The organism is Nitrobacter vulgaris (genome assembly GCF_031453995.1).
Taxonomy (GTDB): Bacteria; Pseudomonadota; Alphaproteobacteria; order Rhizobiales; family Xanthobacteraceae; genus Nitrobacter; species Nitrobacter vulgaris.
The window spans coordinates 1-23,785 of sequence record NZ_JAVDPZ010000012.1 but is presented as its reverse complement, the minus strand read 5'-3'; the positions used below and the strand labels follow the sequence as shown (position 1 = coordinate 23,785).

The following is a 23,785-nucleotide window of genomic DNA, read 5'->3' as shown; positions in this document are numbered from 1 at the left end:
CAGCGCCACAGGAACGGCCAGAACGATCCACGAAACGCCGTCCCAGATGCCATCGCCGAGTAACGCTGACATCAATCCAATCGTGCTCAGGACAGCGATGATGGCCGGCCATGCAAAAATCTCGCGAAGGGTCCGATGTCGGGTACGTGCTGGCATCATGGCGACAACATCGGCCGGGCGGCGCCTGCGGGTTCGCGCACGCTGCTCTCGCCAGGCTTGCGCCGCCGCAGCCAGAGATAGACGCCCGTTCCGAGGACGATAATGGTCATGACATCCAGCAGCGCCCAGATGATCTTTAGCGGCATCCCGCCATAGTCGCCGAAATGCAGCGGCTGCGAGATGAACAGTGCAGTGACGTACCAGGGCATATCGCGGCTGTCGGTGAGCTTGCCGGTCTCTGCATCGATCAGCGCCGGTTTAAGCAGCCGTGAGGTCAGCGGCGTATCGCCGCGCATGAATACCGTATAGTGGCTCTTGCTTGAGAAGATCGTGCCGGGAAACGCGATGAACGACGGCATCATGCCAGGCACGGCCTTCGCGGCCACATCCGTCGCCGCCTGAACCGGGGTCGGGTGCGCGGGCAAAGTGCGGTCGCTATATTGTGCCGTCATCTCGGCGAGCTGGCCATACTGCCACATCTTGAGCACGAGGTCGGCCCAGGTGTTGATGACGCCGGTGAATCCCACAACTAGCGTCCACATCACCAGCAAGATGCCGGCGAGGTTATGCAGATCGAGCCAGCGTACCACGCGCGGACGCTCAGAACGATAGACCCCGAAGCTCTGCTTGCGCATCGACGGCGCGTAGACGACGACACCTGATATGATTGCAACGCAGAACAGAATGCCCATTAGCCCGAGAAACAGCTTCCCGGGCAGGCCGGCGAACATATCGGTGTGCAGCTTGAGCATGATGAACGTAAAGCGCCCGGTGACGTCAGGCGCGTCGAGATAGGCGCCGGTGTGGGCATCGACCCGGACGATACGGTTGTCGGCCGGATCGGCATCGATGCTCTTGCCGACACTGACCAGCATCGCGTTCGGGTCGTCGTGATCCCAGATCAGGAAATGCGGCACCTGCCCGGGCATCGCCGCCACGGCGCTCGCCACCACGCGATCGAGACTCGCCGGCGGCGTGCCTTGGGGGACGACGGCGGCCTCGACCTGGCCATGCAGCAGCTCGTCAATCTGTTCGTGGAAGATCAACGGCAGGCCGGTGATGCACAGCATCAGCATGAACAAGGTGCAGATGATGCTGGACCACTTGTGGGTCCAGCTCCATTTGCGCAAGGCTTTTGGTGTCATCCTTTTAGCTCACTAACTCACTTCGAGATCAGCGCAGGATGCGGGTCATCCGCATTCCAGCTATATCTCAGGGTGCCGAGCACGGTGCGGCTCGTGCCCATCGCGCAGTATGCCAATCCAGTCAGGCAGGACTGGACATAGAAACGATCCGCGAGATTGGTTGCGTTGACCTGCATTTTCCAGCCCTTCAAATCCGGTCGCAGATAAGCGAGATCGTAGCTCACGGTTGCATCGAACAGGGTGTAGGGCGGAATCACGAAGGTGTTCCTGGCATCGCCATAGCTGTCGCCAACATAGCGCACGCCCGCGCCGACGCCAAATCCGGCCAGCGGCCCGTTGTACCAAGTGTATTTGGCCCAGAGCGAGGCCTGATCGAGCGCCGGGCCCTGCAAATACTTGCCGGTATTGCCTGCAAGGCTTTTGGTCACCCGAGGATCGATGTGGCTGTACCCCGCGATCACCTCAAACTCCCGGGTCACGTTGCCCCGCGCCTCGAACTCGAATCCGCGCACCCGCGCCGCATCGGTCTGGATGCTGAAAAAGGGATAGACGGGGTCGCCGGTTAGGATGTTGTTCTCGTTGATATCGAACAGGACAGCTGTCAGCATGAGGTTCGTATCGTTCGGCTTGAACTTGACGCCGATCTCTTTGCCCCTCGCCCGTGGTCGGCCTGAATACATTGCCGAAGCGATCCGCGCCGAGGTTCAGCGTGAACGAGGTCGAATAGCTGACGTAGGGGGCCAGCCCGACATCGAACAGATAGTTCAGGCCGACGCGGCCGGTCTGCGCGGAATTGAAAGACGTGTAGGTCCCCGCCGGCGGAAAGAACGCTTTGCTGGTGAAGCCGGTACTAACCCAGTCCTGACGACCGCTGAGCGCGAGGGTCCAGCGATCCCACTTGATCTGGTCCTGCAAATAGAGACCGGCCTGACTCTGGCTGTCCGAACGCAGGATGAATGGCGATAGTGAGGCAAACGACGGAACTGCCGCACCATAGACCGGGGCATAGGCGTCGATCGGCGCGATCCCAGCGCTACGGTAGTCGGTGTTTGCCGACAGATTGAAGTCGTCGAACCCGGCCAGAACCTTGTGTACCAGGTCGCCGGTTCTGAAATCCGCCTGCAACTGGTTGTCGAGTGTGTAATTGCTCGTACTAGCTAAGACGTAGTTATAGGTGCGCGCGACAAGTCGATCGCTCAGCATTCCTTCGCTGCGGGTCGAGGTCTATTTTCTGATCAAATTTTAAAGATGGAGACATTCGTGACTTCATCGATCAGAGCCTGTCTCAAATTGGCTGTTGTTGGATTTTCAATCTCAACATCAATTCCGGGGCGTCTCCTGCAATCACATCGTGATCCAGCGCCCTCGATCTTCGTCACAGGATTATCCAGTATCCGCTCGACTTTTCGCGGCAGGAGAGCGGCAAGGGACCAACTTTTAAGGAGCCCGATGGAAGCGGCAGCATCGAACCGGCAATCAAACTCATTGCCGAGATTCATGCCGCTGGAATGAAGCGGCACCAATTGCCAAGACCGCCAAGGCCTGTGTTGCGCTGGGTATCGTTGTTACCCACCTTCAAGGCTTCGCCGAATCCACCCTCTTCCAGGTCTGATCGGGATCGAACAAACTGATGCGACTGGCGAGTACTTCCGTGTTTTTACCAAGATCCTTTTGATAGACAGTGCCGGCATGATTGACCATGAAGGTCATGACACCAGAGTTTCCGTATTCGGCAGGATAGGCAATCAGCGCGAAACCACCGATCATCTTGCGCTTGACGATGTAGTCAAGTGCGCCTCCCGGTGCATCTGGCCCCTGCCCCCTCAATATTCGAAAGACGTAACCGTGATACGGGGCGCCTTGCCCATCAACCTTATAGCCCTCTGATGATGCTCGCGCCGCCAACTCACCAAGCGGGCTCGGATCGCCATCGTCGCGCCAGAAAAGGCCATCCTTCTTGCCTGGGGTACTGACAATGCGTTGCGCGTAAACGCCAGCACCTTCGCCTGTACGATCCTTCTCGGCATATTCGTTCTGGGCATCCACAAAGGCGAGAGAGGCCTGAATCGCATCCAACTCATTGCGCCCAATGCGGCGATAAAGAATCTCAAGACGTCCAGCGGAGGTGTCGAATTCCCAGCCGCTCTTGCTGTTGACAAGTGGAATTGGGAACGGAAATTCATCGGCGCCCAAAATGAGCGTGGCTTTCTTGTTTCCCTCAGCCTTGATCGAGTGCTTGGCATCGTAAGCGGAAAGAAAACGCTCACGAGTCTCTTTGTCAGCAACGCTATCACCGGATTCGACCACGTCTTCGGCACGGTTGCCAAGGACTTTCAGAATGGAGCTTGTCGTGCCGGTCTTGACCGCCGCCGCCAATCCCGCCGCCGCATCTTCCGGCGAAGAAAAAGCCTGCTGAGCCTGACTCACGCCGATCGACAGCGCGACCGCTACGATTGCCACCGCGCTCGTCGAGGCGGCGCGGAACATCCACATTGATGCGATCATGGCGACACCTCCCGCAGCGCAGGAATTTTTGCGCCCCCAGCAAGCCAGTCGCTGTAGGTCCGCAGCTTCAATCCAAGCTTCTCATAGTAGACTCTGAGGTAACCGTCGTTACCACGGGTCACGGCTTGCGGCATCAGATTCTGCACTTCCTGCGCGATCACGCCAACATATGACTTGCTGCTACCGAGATAGCTGAAGCGGTAGTAACCAAGGCCGTTGGTAAGATAACCCAGCAGCACGAGGTGGTGTTTCAGTTGGACATCGGACCGCCGTCCACCGCCGCCACGGAAGCCGCCACCGCCGCCACGGAAACCGCCACCACCGCCACGGAAGCCGCCGCCACCGCCGCGAAAACCCCCGCCGCCATGAAAGCCGCCGCCGCCACGTCCGGCGAAGCTGGCAGCACCTCCTCCTCGTCCGCCCAGGCTTGCATGACCGCGAGCCGAAGCCGCGGAAGCAGCCCTGCCCGACGATATGTTCATGGCACCGCCACGATTGCCGCCACCGCGCGCCGCGCCGCCAGCTCGGTTGGCAGCCCTGTTACCTGCTTTGGCACGGTCGCCACCGCCCCTGGCGCGATCGGCTGCGCCCGGTCGATTTCCACGATCGCCGCCCGGCCGATCGCGTGAGGCCGCACGGTCGCCTGCGCGATCTCCGCCGCCAGGTCGATCCTGCCCTGGACGAAGCACCTGCTGCCCACCGCGGCCCCGAAAATCCATGCGGTTCGATGCGCCAGCCCTCAGATTGTTGTTGCCGAAGCGCTGCTGAACATTCGCGTTATTGTACCGCACACCCTGACGATGCGCCGAATTGTGCTGCCAGCTGTTTCCGACGTTATTTATCCGATTGTAGTGGTTGACGTAGAGATTGCGGTTACCCCAATTGAATCCGCCACCCCAGTAGTTACCCCAGCGTCCGATAGCCCAGCCTGCACCGAACGCGAGCCCCGTCGCGATCACTCCCGCACCGATGTAGGACGGATACCCGAAGTAATAGGGTGGATACGCTGCATAAGGCCAGGTTCCGTAAACCGCGGCGGGATCGTAGTACGGCACGTACATCGTATCGGGGCTGGTCGACTCGATGACAATCGCCTGCTTGCTTTCCTGCGCTTGAACGCTCACCTTTTGCTGCTTGTTGGTAACCAGCTTCTTGTTGTCATAGGCTTTGGAACGAAGGCGCTGGATTGCATCCATGACATCGGCTTGCTGCGCGAGAACGGCATCGCCGAGACTCTTGGTCCAGTCGATCTTGTCGCTCATCATTGAAATGACATCTGGAGTGCTTGAAAGCGCTTTGACGCTGTTGTCCCACGATTGCTTTTCAACCTCCTTCTTCAACGCATCACCTTTCAGGGTTTTGCGTTCCTTGAGCCAGCGATCGGCCTGCACGACCTCCAGCGGATAGGTCGATGCCGCCAGTACATTCGCCAGCAGTTCATCGGGATAGAGCGCAATCGGGGCAGCCAGCGCCTCGAGTTGCTCAGGTTTCAACAGCTCTGCATCGGGCGCAGATTTGGTGGCTTGCTGTGGCGTACCGTTTGGATCCGGCGGATTATCGGCCGTTTGTGCCGCGATGGCGATAGGATCCGCCATTAGCAATGCGAGCGCGATCAGGGCCTTGCCGCAGCGAAACATCACACCTCTCCTCGGGTTCATCGCTACAAAAATGGAGCAAAGCCGAGCTCGTTCTTTGATAAAGATCAACGAAACGAACGGCACCGTTCTTCTGCGGGGCGAGAGTTGTCTGACTGCAAGTCTCAGACCGAAGTAGCTTGATCCCGAAGAATCGGAAGCCTAAGCGTGAAAAGTGCGCCGCCGGTTGACTGATTTGCCGCAGAAATCTGTCCGTGGTGCGCTTCGACAATAGAACGGACGATTGCAAGTCCCATACCCATGCCCTGCGGTTTCGTCGTGAAAAACGGATCGAAAACCTTTGCAAGATCGGCGATCGTGATACCGGGGCCGGTGTCGCTGATACTGACTTCCGCCCAGGCGCCCGAGCGCCTTGTGGTTACGCTGACTTCTCGCTCTATTGCCTCCGCTTCGGATATTGCATCCATCGCGTTGATCATCAAGTTCAGAAAGACTTGTTGTAAATGAACAACGTCTCCCATGATCTTCAGGTCGATCGATTCCGTACTACATTTCAATGCGATATTCCGCTCGCTGCCGACGGTCGCGATAAACCCCATCACTTGCCGTACCGTCTCGTTCAAGTCGATACAGGTAATCTCAAATGGTGTTTTCTTCAGCACGCTGCGTAGCCGACGTATCACCTCGCTGGCGCGCTGATCGTCACGCCTGATGTCAGCAAGAATTTCCTTCACCTCATCGAGATTCGGTGAGGGACTCTTCAGCATGAGTTCGGCTGTCTCGGTGTTGGTGAGAATCGAACCAAGCGGCTGGTTCAACTCATGCGCGATAGAAATCGTCAGCTCTCCGACAGTCGAACTGCGGTTGATATGGGCAAGATCAGTCAAGCGTTGGCGCGATTCGACTTCGGCAAGACGGCGGCGACGACGCTCATGCAGCAGTCCGCTGATCAACGCTCCCTGAATCAGGATTACGGTCGCAATCAACAACAACTGCCAATGATTGACCTCCCATATGCGGGGCTCGCGAAACAAGACTTCGCTTCCTGGAGGCAGGTTTCTCTCGCTGATATCCCAGCGCTGCATTTCGCGCCAATCGAACTTCGGATTGGAATATTTGATCGCAACCAGCCTTATATCGCGAGGTTTTTCTCCGTTCAGAATACGGATCGCCACAGCGGCTGTGAGCCTGCTAATTTCGAGAACGGAATACATCGGCCCGTCGACAGTCTCATTGCCAAAAAAGCCATCGTCGTAAGAAAAAAGCGGAGCATTGGACACTGCGTGAAGTTGCTGAAGCGCGGTATTCCCCTCGTAGGAGACTACAATTGCGTCGACGTTCATCAGATGCCAGAAAATAGCTGTTTTCGGCGGCAACGTTTCGCTTTTCTTCAGAAAATCCTGGAACGAAATATCATTGGGCCGGATGAACTCAACCTTCTTCTGGACAGATGCCGCGTCCTTGCGGAGTTCGCCGAGCCAGAATTTCTCGTTGGGCGACGTTCCGTTCAAAGCGACAATTCGCTCCGTGCCGGGAAGAACACGAAGGATCGTCTCGAAAGAAAGGCGAAAATCGTGAGAAACAGCAATGACGGTGTCACTATCCGGCAAATCCGAGAACTGGATACGACGCTGCTCGACCGCTGTCAGTATCAGGGGAATTTGAGTGAACAAATGTCGGCGGTGTTGCTGAACAAAATTCGAGGCAGGAGCGCCGATGGCAATGACAATATCCGGAGGGCGTTCGGAATAGAGCGCATTCAGGTAGGCAATAAACGGTGGCCCAGGATTTTCATCGCCAGAGCGTGCGGAAACCATCGAGTGGTCCTGAATATCAATCTGCCACGGCGACAACTGCTCCAAATTCTCCCGAATGGCTTTTGCATACGTCCCCCATGGTCTGAAATCTCGTCCAAAGGAATGCAGGATCAATACCCGTTTGATCTCGCGAGTCTGACCGCTGCGCGCAAACTCGGACGGGATGATCGTCCAAACCAGCAGACAGACACATAGACGGGTAACAAGACCCAGCCAGGATGGGTTAGTCGCTGCCATCGGGGCGCGTCCATTCATCCTCGTACCCGGCGGCCCGAACGACTGTCTTGCAGCACGTTTCAGTGCGGGCGCACGACCTTCAACGGTCTCAGCCGAGCCGGACGAGACCGTCAACCAAGCGTCGCGACCCGACCGTGGGCTTCCACGACCTTTACGCAAGTGGCATCATAATATGCGCCTGTAGCACTGACCGCAACGGTCCAGGGACATTGCCATCGTTGCAGAGTAGCTTTGCAGCGAACGTTACGGTGACGGCCGGCTCATTCTTTGCCTGATACAATTGCCTATCACCGCTAACAAACACCGGTTGCGCTCGCGGTGGCAAGATAGAAAAGCACATGGTGCGGCGCCATGGAATGTATCGCCTCGTTCAACTCCTCCTCTCCCCGACTTTGGCCTCAGACTTTAGCGTGCCCGGTAACCATGGATGCGAATTTGTTGATTTGAATCAAGGTAACGACGTCGACCCGACCTAGCCTTGTCATGATAATATATTCGTCAGGAGTTCTCGTCATGCCAGGCAGCATCGATGACCTCATCCCCAGCGCGCAACAGATCCGGAAAGAAGCGGCCCTCAAGGAAGCCGAAAAGGCGGATCAATATGCCCGCCTGGCAGCGGCCGCCCAAGCCGAGAAACATGCACTGATCGAGCGGCTCAGTCGTTCATCCGGCAAGTCCGAGGAGGAAAAAATCCAGCTCGCCTCGACCGTCATCCAGCGAGCAGTCCGAAACGGGCTAACCGAAGTGCAGGTGTATCGGTTCCCCAACTCGCTATGCACGGATAAAGGCCGAGCCATCAATCAGCAGGAGGCCGGCTGGGAGAACACACTGACGGGGATTCCGAAAGAAATATTCGAGCTCTGGCGCGACTATCTGAAACCGCGGGGTTATCGCATCAGTTACCAGATTATTGATTACCCCGGAGGTGTCCCTGGCGACATCGCCGTCACTATCTCCTGGGGAGATTAGGAACGGTTGGTGGAGTCTGGTCTGAAGCAGCGGAAGGTAGACATGTCAGCCGACGCGGACACGCCACGGATGAAGCGCAAGGTCTATGAGAAAGAGCTGGAAAAGCTCCAGGTCGAGCTTTGCTATCTTCAGGAATGGGTGAAGGCGAACAAGATTCGAGTCATCGTCCTGTTCGAGGGCCGGGATGCCGCCGGGAAGGGCGGCACGATCAAGGCGATTACGGAGAAGGTCAGTCCGCGCGTGTTTCGCGTTGCCGCCTTGCCAGCTCCGTCCGACCGGGAGAAGACGCAATTATTTCTTCAACGTTACATGCAGAATTTTCCGGCTGCAGGTGAAATTGTGATCTTCGACCGGAGTTGGTACAATCGCGCCGGCGTGGAATATGTGATGGGCTTTTGTACGCCCGCCGAGCACAAACGATTCCTTTCTCTCTGCCCCCAGATGGAGAAATATATCATCGAAGGGGGCATCATCCTGATCAAACTCTGGCTTGAGGTCGGGATGGACGAGCAGGAGCGTCGCTTCAAGGCGAGAATCGACGATCCGCTGCGGCAGTGGAAGTTGAGTCCGATGGATACTGCATCTTACCAACGATGGTACGACTACTCAGAAGCTCGGGACCTGATGCTGAAGGCAACCAGCACGAAGCAATCGCCATGGTACATCGTTCGCTCCGACGACAAGCGTCGAGCTCGACTGAACTGCATCGCGCATCTGCTGGAGTTGATTCCGTATAAACGGATACATAAAAACAAGGTCAAGCTGCCAAAGCGCTCCGCGAAGGAGCGCTTTGACGACCAGGCGGGCCTGCGTGGGATGACGTTCGTGGCTGAACGTTACTGAGTGGACCAGGTCGCCTACTGCACGGTCCGACTGGTTCGCATCTGTTTCAAGCTTATCGATACCCCACCGACAGCGACCGACATTTCGGCGCCTACCCTCGGGCCACTCAGTTGCAAGATCACGCCGTTGGCGTTTTGCAGTTGAACTCCGCCGGCTCCAGCCACGACAGCGCCGCCGGCTCCGACAGCGGTGTACCTGCCTTCGATCGAAGCCGGCCCTTTTAGATTAAGGGCTCGTCCAACAAGCTTGGTCGTCGAGGCTCCGATCGTGAAGCCGACACTCATGCCCGAGACAGTGAATGGATAGTGAGTGCCCCGGAGCGTCAGTACGCCCTCGCCGCCACCGACTCCTACAACAAATCCGCCTTTGGTGAAGATCACCGCGACGCGCCCTGTTTCAGCGCGAGCGGGCGTACTGATGGCAGCCGCGCCCACGAGGAAGACTAACAAGGCAGAGCTCACGCTAAATTCTTTCATGATATCTTTTTCCTTTTCCCTCTGATGACTCACACTCTGATGAACCAGCAGCTTCGAACCAAACCGGGAGAAAATTGATCGACACATTTTGTGCGGGCTGGTGTCGTTGGAGATTTTACTTTTTGCCTTCCGCCACCTTGATCCAAGTCAATATCTTAATCTCGTGACACGACTGGCCAAGCTGCGGCAAATACCAAACTGCATCATGCAACTTGGTGTCAGACACATCCAGCCGGAGATCCTTGGCTGCAGGAGTCACCCGGTGCTGGAGTCATCGGGTTCGACCACCGTCAAACTCGGGAGGAGCTTACTATCCAGGCGGCCGTTCGTCCCGGAGACCGGATCGTTCGCTAACATTGTCCTCGCTCAACACGCTGTCGAGCGTACGGAGCCATTCGCTACTGTCCGTCTTCTCCGCCAACCCTTCTGCTCGCAGCAACTCACGCAACTGCGCGTGAGCGCCGACAATGCAGAACGTTATTTGACGCGACGCCAGCTCATCATAAAGATCAAGTAACATCCGCGCACCCGCCAGATCGATGTAGGGAGATGCGGATAGATCGCAGGCAACCAGCCTGACGTCAGAGACCATTCGCAGTTTTTCCAAAACGGCCTCCAGAATCGTCTCGGCATTGATGTAGAGCAACGAGGCTTCAGGGCGGAACGCAACAACGCCAACCAGCGGCATCACTCCCTCATGCCTGATGCTGTCGGAATAGCGGCCCGATTCAGGAAGCCGTCCGAGAAACGCTATGTTGGGCCGTGACGCCCGGATAAGCAGCAGGAGGATGGATGCGAGAGCTGCAAGCAGGACACCCTGGAGAATCCCAAGCAGCAACACGGATATGAGGGCAATGGCCGCGGCATAAAAGTCGATACGACTCACTTCCCACATGCGAAGCAGCGCGCGGACGTCGACCAGTCTGTAAACTGCAGTAATGACAACTCCAGCCAATACTGCCCGCGGAAGGTTGGTCAGCAACTCCGTAAAGAAAAGCAGGCAGAGCGCGAGGGTTAGCGAGCAAAATAACAATGCCAGGGGCGTTCGCGCACCAGCCGTGTCATTGACGGCGGACTGCGACAATCCGCCTGCGACGGGATAGCCGTGACCGAATGCAACTGCGAGGTTGGCAGCCCCAAATCCCAGAAATTCTTGTCGGACGTCAATACTATATCCATGCTTCGCCGCAAAACTCCGCGCCGCCGAAACGCCTTCTATATAGGCCAGCAGCAGACACCCGGCTGCTATTGGAAATAAGTCCTGGAAATCCAGCATTCCGAAAGTTGGCACCTCGAAGGCAGGCAATCCGGGCGGTATCTTCCCGGTGACAGGGACACCCATTGCCGGAAGCCCTAACAAAGTTGCCATAAGAATCGACAATGCCAACACCATGAGTCCGACGGGCCTGCCCGTCAGGAATCGCTCGCCAAGGAGCAGGAGCACGACCGCCGCAATTCCTATTGCCAATACAAGTGGATTGATGTTGCCAATCTGACCTGCAAGCCGAATTGCACGGTCAACGAAGTTGTGCCCGCCACCAGCTACGCCGAACAGGTTCGGTAACTGACTCATTATAATTGTAAGCCCCGCCCCCGCCTTGAAGCCGACAAGAATGCTGTCGCTAACCAGGCGCACAAGAACGCTCAGCTTGAAAAGCCAGGCAATCAGGCAAAGCAACGCCACAGCGAATGCCGCAAGACTCGCGATCTGAGCGAAACGCATCGCGTCTCCCCCTGCCAGGGCCCCGACACTGCTGGCGATCATGAGCGAGATTGCGGAGGTCGGGCCGACAGCAAGCTGGCGGGATGACCCCATGAGAGCATAACCTAAACCGCCAAGCAGATAGCCATAGATGCCCACCTGCGGCGGCAACCCGGCAAGGCCCGCATAGGCCAGTGACACCGGGATCGCGTAGGCGGCGAGGGTCACTCCGGCGATGGCATCATAACGCAACCAGGACAATCTGTATTCGGCAAGCCACGTCAACGGCGGGAAAACCCCTATCCAACCCGCTCGCTGAAACGCGCGCAACGTCATAGGTGTTCCTTGTTGGGATGTATCTCGCAGCGAAACAAGACGATCAGCAAGGCACCCGCCGGGAGACCAGGAACGAGATTGGGTACGCCCTTCGTTGCACAGACGTCCACGGCCGCCCTACACGAGTTGCAGCAGATCCTGACGGCATAGGCGGCGCGTCGAGCCCGACGCGGATTGATCTGGATCAAGCTCTCGACGAATTTCCTGAATACCCGCGATGATCAAGGAAATGGCTCCTGGAAGGAGCTGTGGCTGGAATTACGACGTCGCTGCCACTCGATCGTTTCGCTTCCATCGATAAGGGCGCGGCGAGCAGGCATTCGAGCAGGACGCCAACAACCGATCGCGCTAGAATGACGCTTCCCGCACTTTTTCGACCGGCTCGGTTAGCGATCTTGCCGAAAATGGCTTGGTTGGGTACGCGATACATCCCGATTCGATTGCGGCTGAGCGTTTTGCGTCACTGTCGTTTCCGGTAATGAAGATCACTGGCAGCTCGACACCTCTGCCGGCGAGTTGGCGACGCAAGTCTATGCCTGATTCTTTGTACAGATCGATGTCAAGGATCACGCAAAAGGCGTCGTCGAAATCCGCATGACGCAGCAGCGCAGCGCCGGATCCGAACAGTGTTACGTTAAAACCATGCTCTCTCAACAACCGCTTCATGCCTTTGAGCATTGACGGATTATCGTCGACGACAAGAATTGACTTGGATTTCGGTATCATCGGCCTCCCAGAAACCTGATGAAGGCCCATCGCGCGTTCATTCAGATGCCTTGTCTGCTAATATTTATATTGTCCTTTCGTACATGGTACGCGACGTAAATGTTTTCTGCGAACAAAGGCTATCTGCCTGAATTTTCGTTCGGATCGATCAACCCAAGCCGCTCCGCGATCAAAACCAGTTCTGCGAGCGAGTGCACTCGCATCTTTTCCATCACTTCATGGCGATGCGCTTTCACGGTGCGTTCAGTTGTTCCAAGTTCTCTGGCAACTTGCTTGTTGATCTTTCCGCGCACGATCAAATCGAAGACCTGTCGTTCGCGGGGCGTCAATCTCGCAAGAAGTGCGAGACTCGCATCAAGCTTGCTTCGTTGGCTGCGGACCGACTCATGGCGCGCCAAGGCGCGCTCGATCGCCCCTATCAGCTGCTCTGATGATACCGGCTTGATCAGGAGATCTTCGGCACCTGCCCTGATCGCTCGTACGGTCGTCGGAATGTCCGCATAGCCGGTGACGAAGATGACAGGCAACATCGAATGAAGCTCGATGAGGCGGCTTTGCAATTCCAGCCCGTTCAGTCCGGGCATTCGAACGTCGAGCAAGACGCAACCAGGTCCTTCAGAGCCCTGCAGACGATCCAGCAGTGTCTGAGCCGACGAATGCTTCTCAACTTCATAGCCAGCAAGCTTCAGGCGGCGTTCGACTGCTGTACGAAACGAAGCATCGTCGTCCACAATGTAAACAAGGCTAGACAAGTCCGCCTCCCAGCCGCCACCCTGGCCGATATCGGGCTTCCAGAATCACCCAGGGCATTTGCGGCCAAGGGGGTCCGGTTTTCATTTTTTCGGACATCCTATTGCAGACCTGTCCCTAGGTACAATGTCCCTTCAGACAATGGTCAAGAAACATGTCTTAGCGGAAGCTCCACGGCCACGGCAACGAGCCTTCCTCCCACGGAAACATATTCTTAGAGGCAGACCATATCCAACAACCAGTTACACAGGAGTTGGCCATGTTTGTCCGCATCACCAACGATTTGGCGTATCGTGCCATCTCTTTCGGCGAGCTCGGAATAGCGGGTGATTCAAATCAAAAAGTAAGTTTAAACGAATTTACCTACAAGAAAGGCTCTGAAATCTATGGGGAAAAGGAGCCTGCGGACTATGTCTATCAGGTTAAGGCGGGCTCGGTGCGAAGCTACAAATTGCTTCCAGACGGGCGCCGCCAGATCGGTGCGTTTCACCTCGTCGGCGACATCTTCGGACTGGAAAACGGAAGCGAGCATCGGTTTACGGCAGAGGCGATCGTGAACACCACGGTTCGCTTGATCAAACGGCGGAGCCTTGAGATGATGGCAGAGAGCGATGCCATGGTCTCGCGGAATCTCCTCGGCATGACCACGGAAAATCTGGAGCATGCCGAAAATCACATGCTCCTGCTCGGCCGAAAGACCTCTCTGGAGCGGGTCGCGGCCTTCCTGGTCGAGATGGATCGGCGACTTGCAGCAGCCGGCGTCATGCCACTGCCGATGTCGCGGCGTGACATTGCCGACTACCTCGGGCTGACGCTGGAAACGGTATCGCGTGCCCTATCGCGACTGCATGAACTCGGCGTCATCGGTTTCATAGGCACCAATCGACGTCAGATCACCCTTCTGAACCGAAGGCAGCTCGCTACCCTCGATCTGCAAAACTGACTCCTTGAGCGCCGATCGACGCGAGGTAGTCGAGGATCTTGCGATATACCGGAAATGGGCGGGACGATGGACGAAGCGCGTTATCGTCGCCATGCAGCACGCCGCGAAGGGTCATTCGACGATCGTCAACGGATGCATCCTGCCGCGACTTCACCCCGTGAGTTGGCACCGTCGGGTTCCAGAAATGCTTGCGTTCCGCCGTCCCCGATGCTGACGAGATTGCGCGCGGTACTTCGATTGCCTGGCATCCGAAAATTCAGAAATCATGATGCTCTCTCATGCCTAACACCCGGCGACGGCCTCTCCAGCAACAGCGACAACGTGTGCTGCGCAATCATCAACTCTTCGTCGGTCGGTATGACGTAAACCGGGATGCAGCTGTCGGAACCGGATATCAGACGCATGTGACGGGAATTCCCGATGGGATCAAGCGTAGCGCCAAGCCACCTCAATTGATCGACGATGCGCGCCCGTATCCGGATCGAGTTTTCGCCGATACCGGCGGTAAAGACGAAGGCGTCGAGACCCTGCAGCGCGGCTGCGAGCATGCCAGCATGGAGGCCGACCCGATAAACGAAATAATCAATCGCGAGTTTCACCTTAGGGTCTTCGCTCGCCTCCAGTTCGCGCATGTCGTTGCTGACGCCCGAGAGTCCTTTCAATCCGCAATCCCGGTAAAGGAAGTCTTGTACTTTAGCAGGCGACATTCCCTTCTCCGAGATCAGATAGAGCACGACACCGGGATCGATTTGGCCTGGACGCGTTCCCATAGGTAGCCCGTCGAGCGCCGTGAATCCCATCGTGCTCTCGATGCTGCGTCCCCCCTTCAACGCGCACATCGAGGCTCCGCTACCGAGATGCGCGACAATCACCCGCCCCTTGGCGATTTCGGGCGCGACGTGCGGCAAAGTCTTCGCGACATATTCATATGAGAGACCGTGGAATCCGTAACGCCGCACACCCTCGGCATATAATTGGTGAGGAATTGCATAGTGGTCAGAGACAGCGTCACGCGTGCGGTGAAACGCAGTATCGAAACAAGCCACCTGTGGGAGTGTTGGAAAATTAGCGAGAAGTGACCGGACGAGAGCCAAATTATGCGGCTGATGAAGCGGGGCCAGCGCTACAAACCGCTCCAGCTGGGCTACGATGCCATGATCGATCAGCACCGGCCCGACGAAGTCCGGACCGCCGTGGACCACGCGATGGCCGACTGCCATCGGGCTAATGCGGAGTTCATCCCGCAGCCATCCGCCGGCAACGCCCATCGCGGCTGAGACGTCCGAAACCGATTCGATCGGATAGGCGCGGTGGGCCAGTGGTACGCCACGCACGCCGCTCGCCCGCAGGCGAGGACGACTGCCAATGCCATCGATCTGGCCCTTGATCTGGCGTCGCAGATCTCCCTCACCCTCGACCGAAAAGATCTGGAACTTGACGCTTGAGGAGCCTGCATTGACGACGAGGATAGTATCCATAGCGATCACGCGGCAACTGTTGAGGTTTTCTAACGTCTAGCACTCGCACCGAGAGCCGCAGCGAGTCGGCCTGGTAGCTTCGATCACACATGGCTTGCCGGCGGCTTGCGGGTAACGGCTGATGACACTCTCGATCAACATGCTTCGGCGCGCGGTACGCCTGATCGTTTGTCCAAGTATCAGCTCGGGCAGGAAGCCGATCAGATAGCCGGGATGACCTACTTTCATCGCAACGCCAATTTCGTTGTCTGCCCTGATGTCTCGACCTCGCTATCGTGCAATTCATTCAAGGAGCATCGAGGTATCGAGCGTTGATTTAGGTCAACGTTCGATATTCAGCCCGACAATGGCGCTGTGTCGGCGCGATCGCTACGTATCCAGGCCACCGTCAATTCCCAGGCCAGAGAAAGAATGATCGGTCCGACAAAGAGGCCGACAATTCCATGCGCGAGCGTTCCTCCGATCACCCCGACAAAGATGACGAGTGTCGGGGTGGTCAGGCCACGCTTCATTACCAGCGGTTTCAAGATGTTGTCGATTACGCCGACGAGACCCAGGAATACCGTCAGCAGAAGCGCTGTGGTCAAATCCTTGTCCGTCCATATCCAAATGACTACCGGAACCAGGACGATTGCCGCGCCGACTTGAATGATCGACAGGATCATAACTGCGAAGGCCAATAAACCGGCGCTTGGAATACCTGCCAGCTTGAAGCCAATGCCGGCCAATAAGGACTGGATGATTGCGACGCCGATGACACCCTGGGATACCGCGCGGATGGTCGCACCCGCTAGTTCGAGGAAATGTTCGCTCTGCTCAGGCACGATGCGATAGAGGAAGCTCTTGCCTGCCTCTACAAGCTGCGAGCCATAAGGGAAGAGAAACCCGGCCAGCGCTACAGACAGAATAAATTTCAGCAAGCCCACGCCGGCATTGCCGGCAAGAGCTAATAAAACGCCTGCCAGTGGCTTCAGATAAGGAGCCACCTCACGCAAAGCAGCTCGAATGTTGCTGGATGCCTGATTCCAGAACTCGTAAAGACTCGGGCCGATGAGCGGCCAGTTATTAATGCTTTCCGGCGGTGATGGAATCACGAGGTTACCAGCACCCAGATTTCCAGCGAACTCCTTCACTCCGTCCAAGGCACTCAAGCCAAGCCAGGTTGCTGGTCCGATGACAATTCCGAGATTGATGAGGGTGAGAATTGCCGCTGCGAGCTTTGGACGACCGCCAAGAAGCTTGGAAAGAAAATTGAAGACAGGATAGAGCGCAACAGCAAGCACGATGCTCCAGGCCAAGACGGGCACAAAAGGCCGGATCAGAAGGATCGTCCAGTAGATCAGGAAAGCAAGCAACCCGAGGCGGATCACAAGCTGAATGACGTCGTCTCCGGGCAAGTACTGGCGAAGGGTTTTCAAAGACAACCTCTTTTTGAGGGCGGACATACCGTCGCCAAGCTATCGGCCGCAGGTCAGCCTGGCGTCGGCAATCGCGACCTTGCAGGTCAAGCCGCGCAGCACGTGGTTTGCATCTGTCCCTGCCTGCAAGCGGGCCGCGATGGGCGCGGTGGCCGGCTGCGCCGTTGTCGCAACGGTACATGTTAGGGAAGGAATCGCATCGTCGACTTTGATCTATATCAACTGTCTGTCGACGGCCGTTCTCAAGCGTACCCACCGCCCTGCTGCACTCTGGATTGGCCTAACGTTCCAGATGTCGCGGCAGTACTCCCGGATCGAGCGGTCGGATGAGAAGCGACCGACTCGCGCGCAGTTCAGAATGGACATGCGCGTCCATGCGCTCTGATCGGAGTAGGCTCGACTGACGCTTTGTTGGCATTCCACGTAGGCCTGATAGTCGGCTAGCAGCATGTAGTCGTCGCGGGTGATCAGCGATTCGACGAGGGGCTGGAAGAGTGCGCGATCACCGTTCGAAAAGAACCCCGAACTGATGAGATCGATCGCTTCGCGCAGCTCCGGATTTGACTCGTAGAATTCGCGCGGCGCGTAGCCCCCAGCCTTCAATCGCTCGACCTCTGCGGCCGTCAGACCGAACAGGAAGAAATTCTCGGGACCCACGGCGTCGCGGATCTCGACGTTGGCGCCGTCCAGGGTGCCAATTGTCAATGCCCCGTTCATGGCGAATTTCATATTGCCTGTGCCAGACGCTTCCTTGCCTGCAACGTGGCTACAGCTAGTCCAGCACCGCCTCCCTGCAGTCGCTTTCTGCAATCGCTTATCGACGTGACGTTCGATTTCGCTGCAGCCCCGACTGGACTGCCCAGCCTGATGACGGCAGCCGACGTGTGCTTTTCGATGTCCTTCGCGCGCTCGGGCGCCGAGACTTCTTTGGTTTCTACCTGAGGTTTGAAAGCTGCCCCACTTGCCAACCTGAGTCAGTTGGCAGATTGTGGATATCTGGTCAGCCGTAGATCAAGGTCTGTCGGATTCGAATAAAAAGACGCGATCCGATCGGCAGCCGGGGGGTTCATATGGCGGCTCGCGCGAAGATCTGGTTTTCCTGCCTGTTTCTCATTTCATCCGCCGCTCTGGCGCAGCAGCCACCCACTATTCAAGTAAGCGTCGTGCCGGCGGAAAAGACCGCATTGGCCGACACAACCCGCTTCGTGGGCAGGATTGAAGCCATTGAGCGCGTCGACGTGCGTGCGCGCATCACCGGCTTTCTAGAGAAGGTCGAGTTCAAGGACGGCGACCGGGTGAAACAGGGCGCACCTCTCTATCAAATCGAGAAGGGGCCGTTCGAGGCCGCGGTCCAACAGGCAAGGGCGGCCGTCGAGAAAATGCGGGCTCTTCTGGAAAATGCAAACATCCAGAAGCGACGTGCTGATGAATTGATAAAGACCAGCGCGATTTCCCAGGCCACGCGCGACGACCGCACTGCATCCGCGCGGGAAGCCGAAGGGAATTTTGCTGCCGCCGAAGCCGATCTCAAGACGGCAGAGATCAACCTCGCCTACACCGACATTACGTCGCCGATCGATGGACGGATCGGCCGAACTGCTGTCACGCGCGGCAATGTCGTCGGGCCAAACTCGGGCGTGCTGACCACAATCGTCAGCTCTGATCCGATGTATGTCGTCTTTCCGGTCAGCCAGCGCGAATTTCTGCGGCTAAAAGAGGAAGGTCGCGGCACCAGGAAGCAATCGGCGAAGGACTTCAACGTCAACATTCAGTTTTCAAACGGCGCGGCCTATGGCGAGAAAGGGCAGATCGATTTCGTCGACGTCAAGGTCGACCGCGCGACCGACGCGGTGACGGTGCGCGCCAAGATCGCTAACCCGAATGACGAACTTGTCGATGGCCAACTCGTTCACGTCGCCGTCGAGAGCGGCAAACCCGAGGAGCGTGTTGTTGTCCCACAGGCCGCCCTGATCGCCGATCAGCTTGGTACCTATGTATTCGCCATCGAGGATGGCAAGGCCGTGGTCAAACGGCTCAGGCTCGGACCTACGAAGGGTGGCTCGGTCGTCGTCCTCGAAGGATTGACCGGTGGCGAGATGGTCGTCGTTCAGGGCGTGCAGGGCCTGAGACAGGGCGCCGCCGTCATCGCTTCGCCGGCCCAGCCCCCTGTTCGCGGGCTCTAGCCATGCTGTCATCCATCTTCGTCGAGCGTCCGCGTCTGGCCGTTGTCATTGCCGTTGTCACCGCCATCGCCGGGCTGGTGTCGCTGCTTGTGATTCCGATCGCGCAGCTTCCAAACATCGTTCCGCCGCAAGTCTCGGTGACCACCGTCTACCCAGGCGCATCCTCGCTGGTCGTCGATTCCACGGTCGCCCAGGTGATCGAATCCCAGGTCGTCGGCGTCGACAAGATGATCTATATGAAGAGCATCTCCGGCAACGATGGCAGCTATTCGTTGTTGGCTTCGTTCGAACTCGGCACCGATCCCGATATCAACACGGTCAATGTCAATAACCGTGTTCAGATCGCACTCGCCAAGATGCCGGAAGAAGTCAAGCGATCGGGCATCACGGTGAAGAAGAAGTCATCCGCGCTTCTCGCCGTTGTCGCGGTGTATTCGCCGACGCAGGCCTACGACGAACTGTTCCTGTCCAACTACGTCACGATCAATCTGCTGGACCAGATCCGGAGCACACCCGGTGTCGGCGATGCCCAATTGTTCGGTCCGCAGGACTATTCGATGCGGATCTGGCTCAAGACGGATCAATTGACCGGCCTTGGGCTGACCGCCGGCGACGTGATCTCGGCCATCCAAACGCAGAATGTGCAGGCGGCCGTCGGACGAATCGGTGCGCGTCCGGTGTCCGACGACCAGCAGCTCCAGCTCAACATCCAGACCAAGGGAAGGCTCTCCTCGACGAAGGAGTTCGAAAGAGTCATCATCCGGAGCAATCCCGACGGATCGGTCCTGCGCCTCGGCGATATCGCCCGCCTGGAACTCGGCGCCGCAAATCTGGACAGGTCGACGCGCCTGAACGGCGCTGCGGCGACGCTGATCGGAATCTATCAGACTCCCGGCGCGAACGCCCTCCGGAGCGTCGACGCGCTCAACAAGCTATTGGCGGACAATGCCAAGTCGTTTCCGGAAGGCGTGGCTTGGAAGGTCACCTATGATCCAACTGTCTTCGTCAGGGCGACGATCGAGAAGGTAAAACACACCCTCCTCGAAGCCGCCCTGCTGGTGCTGCTCGTGGTCTTCATCTTCCTGGGGAACATCCGCGCCACCTTGATTCCAATGATCGCCGTTCCCGTCAGCCTGATTGGCACCTTCATCGTGCTCAACGCCATCGGGTACTCCGCCAATACCGTGTCGCTTCTCGCGATGATCCTGGCGATCGGCATCGTGGTGGACGATGCCATCGTGGTGGTCGAGGCCGTCGAACAAACGATGGAGGCGCATCCCGAGCTGTCGGCAGGAGAAGCAACCAAACTCGCGATGCAGAGTATCTTCGCGCCCATCATCGCAATCACACTGGTGCTACTCGCGGTGTTCGTGCCGGTTGCCTTCATTTCCGGGATTTCCGGCGAATTGTTCCGGCAGTTTGCCGTCACGGTCGCGGTCTCCATGTTCCTGTCGGCTATCAACGCGCTGACGCTATCGCCGGCTCTCTGCGCAGTCCTGCTGAAGCCTCATCACGGACCGAAACGCGGCTTGATGGGGAGGTTGAGCCGGGGAATCGACGTCGTCCGCGATGGCTACGGTTTGGCCGTTGCGCGGCTGGTTCGGCTTGCAGTTGTGGGGATCGTCGTCGTTGTGGCAGCGTTTGCCGGCATTGGGCTGCTTGCGAGGGTAACCCCGACCGGCTTCATCCCGTCCGATGATCAGGGCGCATTCTTCGTTGTCGTCCAATTGCCCGACGGCGCCTCGATCGGGCGCACATCGGAGGTGGTGCGGCAAGCCGAGGACATCCTCAAGAAGGAAAGCTCGATCGCCGATGTAAACTCTATCATCGGATTGAACTTCGTCGACAATTACTCCCAGCCCAACTCCGGCTTCATGGTCGTCACGCTCAAGGATTTTGAGGAGCGTACAGGAGCTACCGAAACGTCAGATGCAATCATCGCACGGCTCGCATCCGCGCTGCGCAGCGTAAGGGGAGGCAGCGCCGTTCCATTGGCGCCGCCGCCGATCATCGGCCTCGGTACCGGCGGCGGTTTCAGCTACGTGCTGCAGGATTTGCAGGGCGGCGAACCTGCCAACATGGCTCAGGCGCTGCGTGGGCTGGTGATCGCGGCGAACCAGGACCCGCAGCTCTCGCGGGTGTTCACGACCTTCTCTGCGACCAATCCATCGGTGTTCCTGGAGATCGATCGCGACAAGGCGCGCATCCTCGGGATTGAAATCAACTCGATATTCCAGGCGCTGCAGACCTCGCTCGGAGGCTTCTACGTCAATGACATCAACCTGTTCGGGCGTACCTGGCAGGTCCAGGTGCAGGCGGAAAGCGAGGACCGTTCCTCCGTTGAGGATATCTATCGCATCAATGTACGCAGCAAGGACGGACAAATGGTTTCACTGCGCAGCCTCGTTGAGGTGCGCATCGCGCTCGGCCCGCAGGGGCTGATCCGCTACAATAATACACGTGCCGCGACCGTTCTGGGCGGGCCGGCTCCGGGCGTGTCCTCGGGGCAAGCGCTCGCCGCGATGGACGCTGTGGCGGCGAAGACATTGCCATCCGGATATCGGGGGTCGTGGACCGACATCTCGTTCCAGGAAAAGCGGGCGGAGGGGCAGACTCCGGTCATCCTCGCGTTCGCGTTGTTGTTTGCATATCTCTTCCTTGTCGGGCTCTATGAGAGTTGGACCATACCGGTACCGGTTTTGCTGTCGGTCTCGGTCGGAGTGGCGGGTGCCTATCTTTCCATCGTACTCGCGGGGCTGACGCTCGATCTCTACGCGCAGATCGGAATGATCGTTCTGATCGGCTTGGCAGCGAAGAACGGCATTCTGATCGTTGAATTCGCCAAGGCGCGGCGCGAGCAAGGTCACCCCCTGCATGAGGCGGCGGTCGAAGGTGCACGGTTACGATTTCGGCCGGTCATGATGACGTCGTTTGCCTTCATTCTAGGACTCGTTCCCCTCGTCATCGCGTCCGGCGCCTCCAAACTTGCGTTTCGCAACGTCGCCACTCCCGTCTTCGGCGGTATGCTGGCGGCATCGTTGATCGGCGTCTTCGCTATCCCTCCGCTGTACGTTCTCTTCCAGGACCTTCGCGAACGGATCAAGGCGAGGTTTGGGACCAAGCCAGGTTCTCACACAACCGCCGCAGACCATTGAGTCTTGTCGTTGTCGTTGAGTTTCGAAGAAGGGCGCGCCATGAGCGACCTAGGCGCATTAGCGCTTTTCTGCTCCATGGAGCCTCATCTCAATGACGTTGACAGAAAGCCGATCAATATAATGGCGTTCGGCCGCTTCAATAAATTGCGCGGCAAAAGAGACGCCTTCAACTTTCGAGACAGCTTGGGTGGCTTGTTTCTTTTCAGCATGACACGCTAAAGCCGCCAAACGCGCGACCCCCTGAGCACTTTCGCTACTCTCCGTCCCCAATTCACGGCGAGATCCCCGCCGCGCATTAACATGCTACGGTCGCTTCCAGGCTGAGTGTCTCAATGCGCGTGGTTTCTGCCCCCGCCTTATCCTTTGCCTTTGACGCGGAAGACGACGGGCAGGGTGAAGCTCAATCCCTCGTCCGCTATCAGCGGTGGGGGTGGCGGCACCGGATCGGACCGGTGCATCATGGCGAGTGCGGCGTTGTCGAAGACCGGATCCCCCGATCCCTTCACAATGGTGGCCGACACGACATGGCCGAGGCGATCGAGCACGAAGTTGACGAGGATCTCGACGTTTTTCTGGATGTGTTCAGGCGGATAGCGCTTGTGCTTGTCGAGATGAGCGACCAATTCCTTCTGCCAGGTGGCCAGGATTCGGCGCGCGCTTGCGCCGGTGCCTTGCTGCGGCGCGACCGAACGCTCCGATTCCTGGGCATTCTCAACGCTCGGCATCGCGGTCGCTTCAGAGGCCGCCGATTCCTGCGAGGCCGTCGTCGGCTTCGCCGCCTTTTCGGGGTCGTCATCGACCGGCTTTTTTGAGTCGGCCTCGGTGACGATCCGATCCGGCTCGGTGGTCTCCGTCGGCGTGTCCTTGGGCAGATCGGTTTCCTTCTCGACCGCCTTCTGCTCGGCAAGCGCGGGCGAGGCGACGGATGCGTCGGTGTCCGGCCCGGGCGGAAGGTCGGTCGCCTCGCGATGCGGCGAGGACAGATCGAGTCCGATCTCGATCGCCGGCGCGCCGAGATCATCGGCCGACTCATCGGTTTGCATGTGAGCCACCGCCAGCGCCACACACCCGAGATGGATCGCGAGCGCAGCGGCCGCTGACAAAGCCCAAAGACGGCGGGACGGCGGTGGCTCTGCGATGATCTCAGACATGGTCAGGGCTTTGCTGCGTTAGCCGCGGCCGGAACGGACTGGGCGTCCGGAACACCCTCGAGCGCAACCAGCTTGATTTTCGTGAAGCCGCCCACGCGCAGAATCTCCAGCACGTCCATCAGGTCGCCGTAAGGCACCGCGCGGTCCGCCCGCAGAAAGATGAAACTGTCCTTGGTTATGTTCGGCGTGCTGTCCAG

General features: G+C 57.9%; 21 protein-coding genes and 2 pseudogenes. 5 read left to right on the top strand and 18 right to left on the bottom strand.

The features are described from left to right. Positions 1-155: 155 nt before the first annotated feature. From GGQ85_RS09410 to GGQ85_RS09380, 7 genes and pseudogenes are all read right to left on the bottom strand, one after another. Entirely contained in the window at positions 156-1,304 is a 1,149-nt protein-coding gene (locus GGQ85_RS09410) for a PepSY-associated TM helix domain-containing protein (RefSeq protein WP_309774265.1), read from the bottom strand. 17 nt (positions 1,305-1,321) lie between these two features. Further along, positions 1,322-1,912, bottom strand: coding sequence for a TonB-dependent siderophore receptor (locus tag GGQ85_RS09405; protein WP_309774264.1), 591 nt, complete (start codon positions 1,910-1,912; stop codon positions 1,322-1,324). A gap of 127 nt (positions 1,913-2,039) precedes the next feature. Next, positions 2,040-2,507: pseudogene (locus tag GGQ85_RS09400) on the bottom strand (TonB-dependent receptor domain-containing protein); the annotation flags it as partial. A gap of 32 nt (positions 2,508-2,539) precedes the next feature. Beyond that, entirely contained in the window at positions 2,540-2,827 is a 288-nt protein-coding gene (locus GGQ85_RS09395; RefSeq protein WP_309774263.1) for a hypothetical protein, read from the bottom strand. A 52-nt stretch (positions 2,828-2,879) separates the two neighbouring features. Then, positions 2,880-3,791 (bottom strand): DUF2950 domain-containing protein, encoded by a 912-nt coding sequence (locus GGQ85_RS09390; protein ID WP_374708870.1) that lies wholly within the window; start codon positions 3,789-3,791, stop codon positions 2,880-2,882. 14 nt (positions 3,792-3,805) lie between these two features. Further along, positions 3,806-5,446, bottom strand: coding sequence for a DUF3300 domain-containing protein (locus tag GGQ85_RS09385; protein WP_309774262.1), 1,641 nt, complete (start codon positions 5,444-5,446; stop codon positions 3,806-3,808). A gap of 122 nt (positions 5,447-5,568) precedes the next feature. Next, positions 5,569-7,266 carry a sensor histidine kinase gene (locus GGQ85_RS09380; RefSeq protein ID WP_309774261.1) on the bottom strand — a complete coding sequence of 566 codons (1,698 nt, stop codon included), beginning with the start codon at positions 7,264-7,266 and terminating at the stop codon, positions 5,569-5,571. A 705-nt stretch (positions 7,267-7,971) separates the two neighbouring features. Here GGQ85_RS09380 and GGQ85_RS09375 point away from each other — a divergent pair. Both GGQ85_RS09375 and ppk2 read left to right on the top strand, forming a co-directional pair. Continuing rightward, positions 7,972-8,427: a hypothetical protein gene (locus tag GGQ85_RS09375; protein WP_079448107.1), complete on the top strand. Its 456-nt coding sequence runs from the start codon at positions 7,972-7,974 to the stop codon at positions 8,425-8,427. A gap of 69 nt (positions 8,428-8,496) precedes the next feature. Then, a complete protein-coding gene (gene ppk2, locus GGQ85_RS09370; protein WP_374708869.1) occupies positions 8,497-9,270 on the top strand; it encodes a polyphosphate kinase 2 in 774 nt (257 codons plus the stop codon). A gap of 14 nt (positions 9,271-9,284) precedes the next feature. Here the strand turns inward: ppk2 and GGQ85_RS09365 are convergent, their stop codons facing one another. From GGQ85_RS09365 to GGQ85_RS09350, 4 genes are all read right to left on the bottom strand, one after another. After that, positions 9,285-9,746 carry a hypothetical protein gene (locus GGQ85_RS09365; RefSeq protein WP_309774260.1) on the bottom strand — a complete coding sequence of 154 codons (462 nt, stop codon included), beginning with the start codon at positions 9,744-9,746 and terminating at the stop codon, positions 9,285-9,287. A 310-nt stretch (positions 9,747-10,056) separates the two neighbouring features. Then, positions 10,057-11,784, bottom strand: a complete 1,728-nt coding sequence (locus GGQ85_RS09360) for a SulP family inorganic anion transporter (RefSeq protein WP_309774259.1) — start codon at positions 11,782-11,784, stop codon at positions 10,057-10,059. A gap of 348 nt (positions 11,785-12,132) precedes the next feature. Further along, positions 12,133-12,510 carry a response regulator gene (locus tag GGQ85_RS09355; RefSeq protein ID WP_309774258.1) on the bottom strand — a complete coding sequence of 126 codons (378 nt, stop codon included), beginning with the start codon at positions 12,508-12,510 and terminating at the stop codon, positions 12,133-12,135. Between the two features lie 119 nt (positions 12,511-12,629). After that, positions 12,630-13,262: a response regulator transcription factor gene (locus GGQ85_RS09350; protein WP_079448111.1), complete on the bottom strand. Its 633-nt coding sequence runs from the start codon at positions 13,260-13,262 to the stop codon at positions 12,630-12,632. Positions 13,263-13,519: 257 nt separating this feature from the next. On the opposite strand from GGQ85_RS09350, the gene GGQ85_RS09345 reads away from it, so the two are divergent. Beyond that, positions 13,520-14,203, top strand: coding sequence for a helix-turn-helix domain-containing protein (locus GGQ85_RS09345; RefSeq protein ID WP_309774257.1), 684 nt, complete (start codon positions 13,520-13,522; stop codon positions 14,201-14,203). 263 nt (positions 14,204-14,466) lie between these two features. Here GGQ85_RS09345 and GGQ85_RS09340 read toward each other — a convergent pair whose 3' ends face one another. The 4 genes from GGQ85_RS09340 to GGQ85_RS09325 all read right to left on the bottom strand — a co-directional run bounded on the left by GGQ85_RS09340 (position 14,467) and on the right by GGQ85_RS09325 (position 17,909). After that, positions 14,467-15,681 carry an acetate/propionate family kinase gene (locus tag GGQ85_RS09340; RefSeq protein ID WP_309774256.1) on the bottom strand — a complete coding sequence of 405 codons (1,215 nt, stop codon included), beginning with the start codon at positions 15,679-15,681 and terminating at the stop codon, positions 14,467-14,469. A gap of 36 nt (positions 15,682-15,717) precedes the next feature. After that, complete coding sequence (locus GGQ85_RS09335) at positions 15,718-15,939, bottom strand: DUF3141 domain-containing protein (protein ID WP_374708871.1); 222 nt, start codon at positions 15,937-15,939, stop codon at positions 15,718-15,720. 77 nt (positions 15,940-16,016) lie between these two features. Beyond that, positions 16,017-17,126: an AI-2E family transporter gene (locus GGQ85_RS09330; protein ID WP_374708868.1), complete on the bottom strand. Its 1,110-nt coding sequence runs from the start codon at positions 17,124-17,126 to the stop codon at positions 16,017-16,019. Between the two features lie 186 nt (positions 17,127-17,312). Continuing rightward, positions 17,313-17,909: a glycogen/starch/alpha-glucan phosphorylase gene (locus GGQ85_RS09325; protein ID WP_309774255.1), complete on the bottom strand. Its 597-nt coding sequence runs from the start codon at positions 17,907-17,909 to the stop codon at positions 17,313-17,315. A gap of 260 nt (positions 17,910-18,169) precedes the next feature. On the opposite strand from GGQ85_RS09325, the gene GGQ85_RS09320 reads away from it, so the two are divergent. After that, the gene (locus GGQ85_RS09320) at positions 18,170-19,282 is read left to right on the top strand and encodes an efflux RND transporter periplasmic adaptor subunit (protein ID WP_309774254.1); all 1,113 of its coding nucleotides are present in this window, start codon (positions 18,170-18,172) and stop codon (positions 19,280-19,282) included. A 2-nt stretch (positions 19,283-19,284) separates the two neighbouring features. After that, positions 19,285-22,437: an efflux RND transporter permease subunit gene (locus GGQ85_RS09315; protein ID WP_309774253.1), complete on the top strand. Its 3,153-nt coding sequence runs from the start codon at positions 19,285-19,287 to the stop codon at positions 22,435-22,437. A gap of 57 nt (positions 22,438-22,494) precedes the next feature. Here the strand turns inward: GGQ85_RS09315 and GGQ85_RS09310 are convergent, their stop codons facing one another. The 3 genes and pseudogenes from GGQ85_RS09310 to GGQ85_RS09300 form a co-directional block, all read right to left on the bottom strand. Continuing rightward, a complete protein-coding gene (locus tag GGQ85_RS09310) occupies positions 22,495-22,665 on the bottom strand; it encodes a hypothetical protein (protein ID WP_158081555.1) in 171 nt (56 codons plus the stop codon). A 128-nt stretch (positions 22,666-22,793) separates the two neighbouring features. Beyond that, positions 22,794-23,588 carry a TonB family protein gene (locus GGQ85_RS09305; RefSeq protein ID WP_079446309.1) on the bottom strand — a complete coding sequence of 265 codons (795 nt, stop codon included), beginning with the start codon at positions 23,586-23,588 and terminating at the stop codon, positions 22,794-22,796. 2 nt (positions 23,589-23,590) lie between these two features. After that, positions 23,591-23,785 (bottom strand): annotated as a pseudogene (locus GGQ85_RS09300) (biopolymer transporter ExbD); the annotation flags it as partial.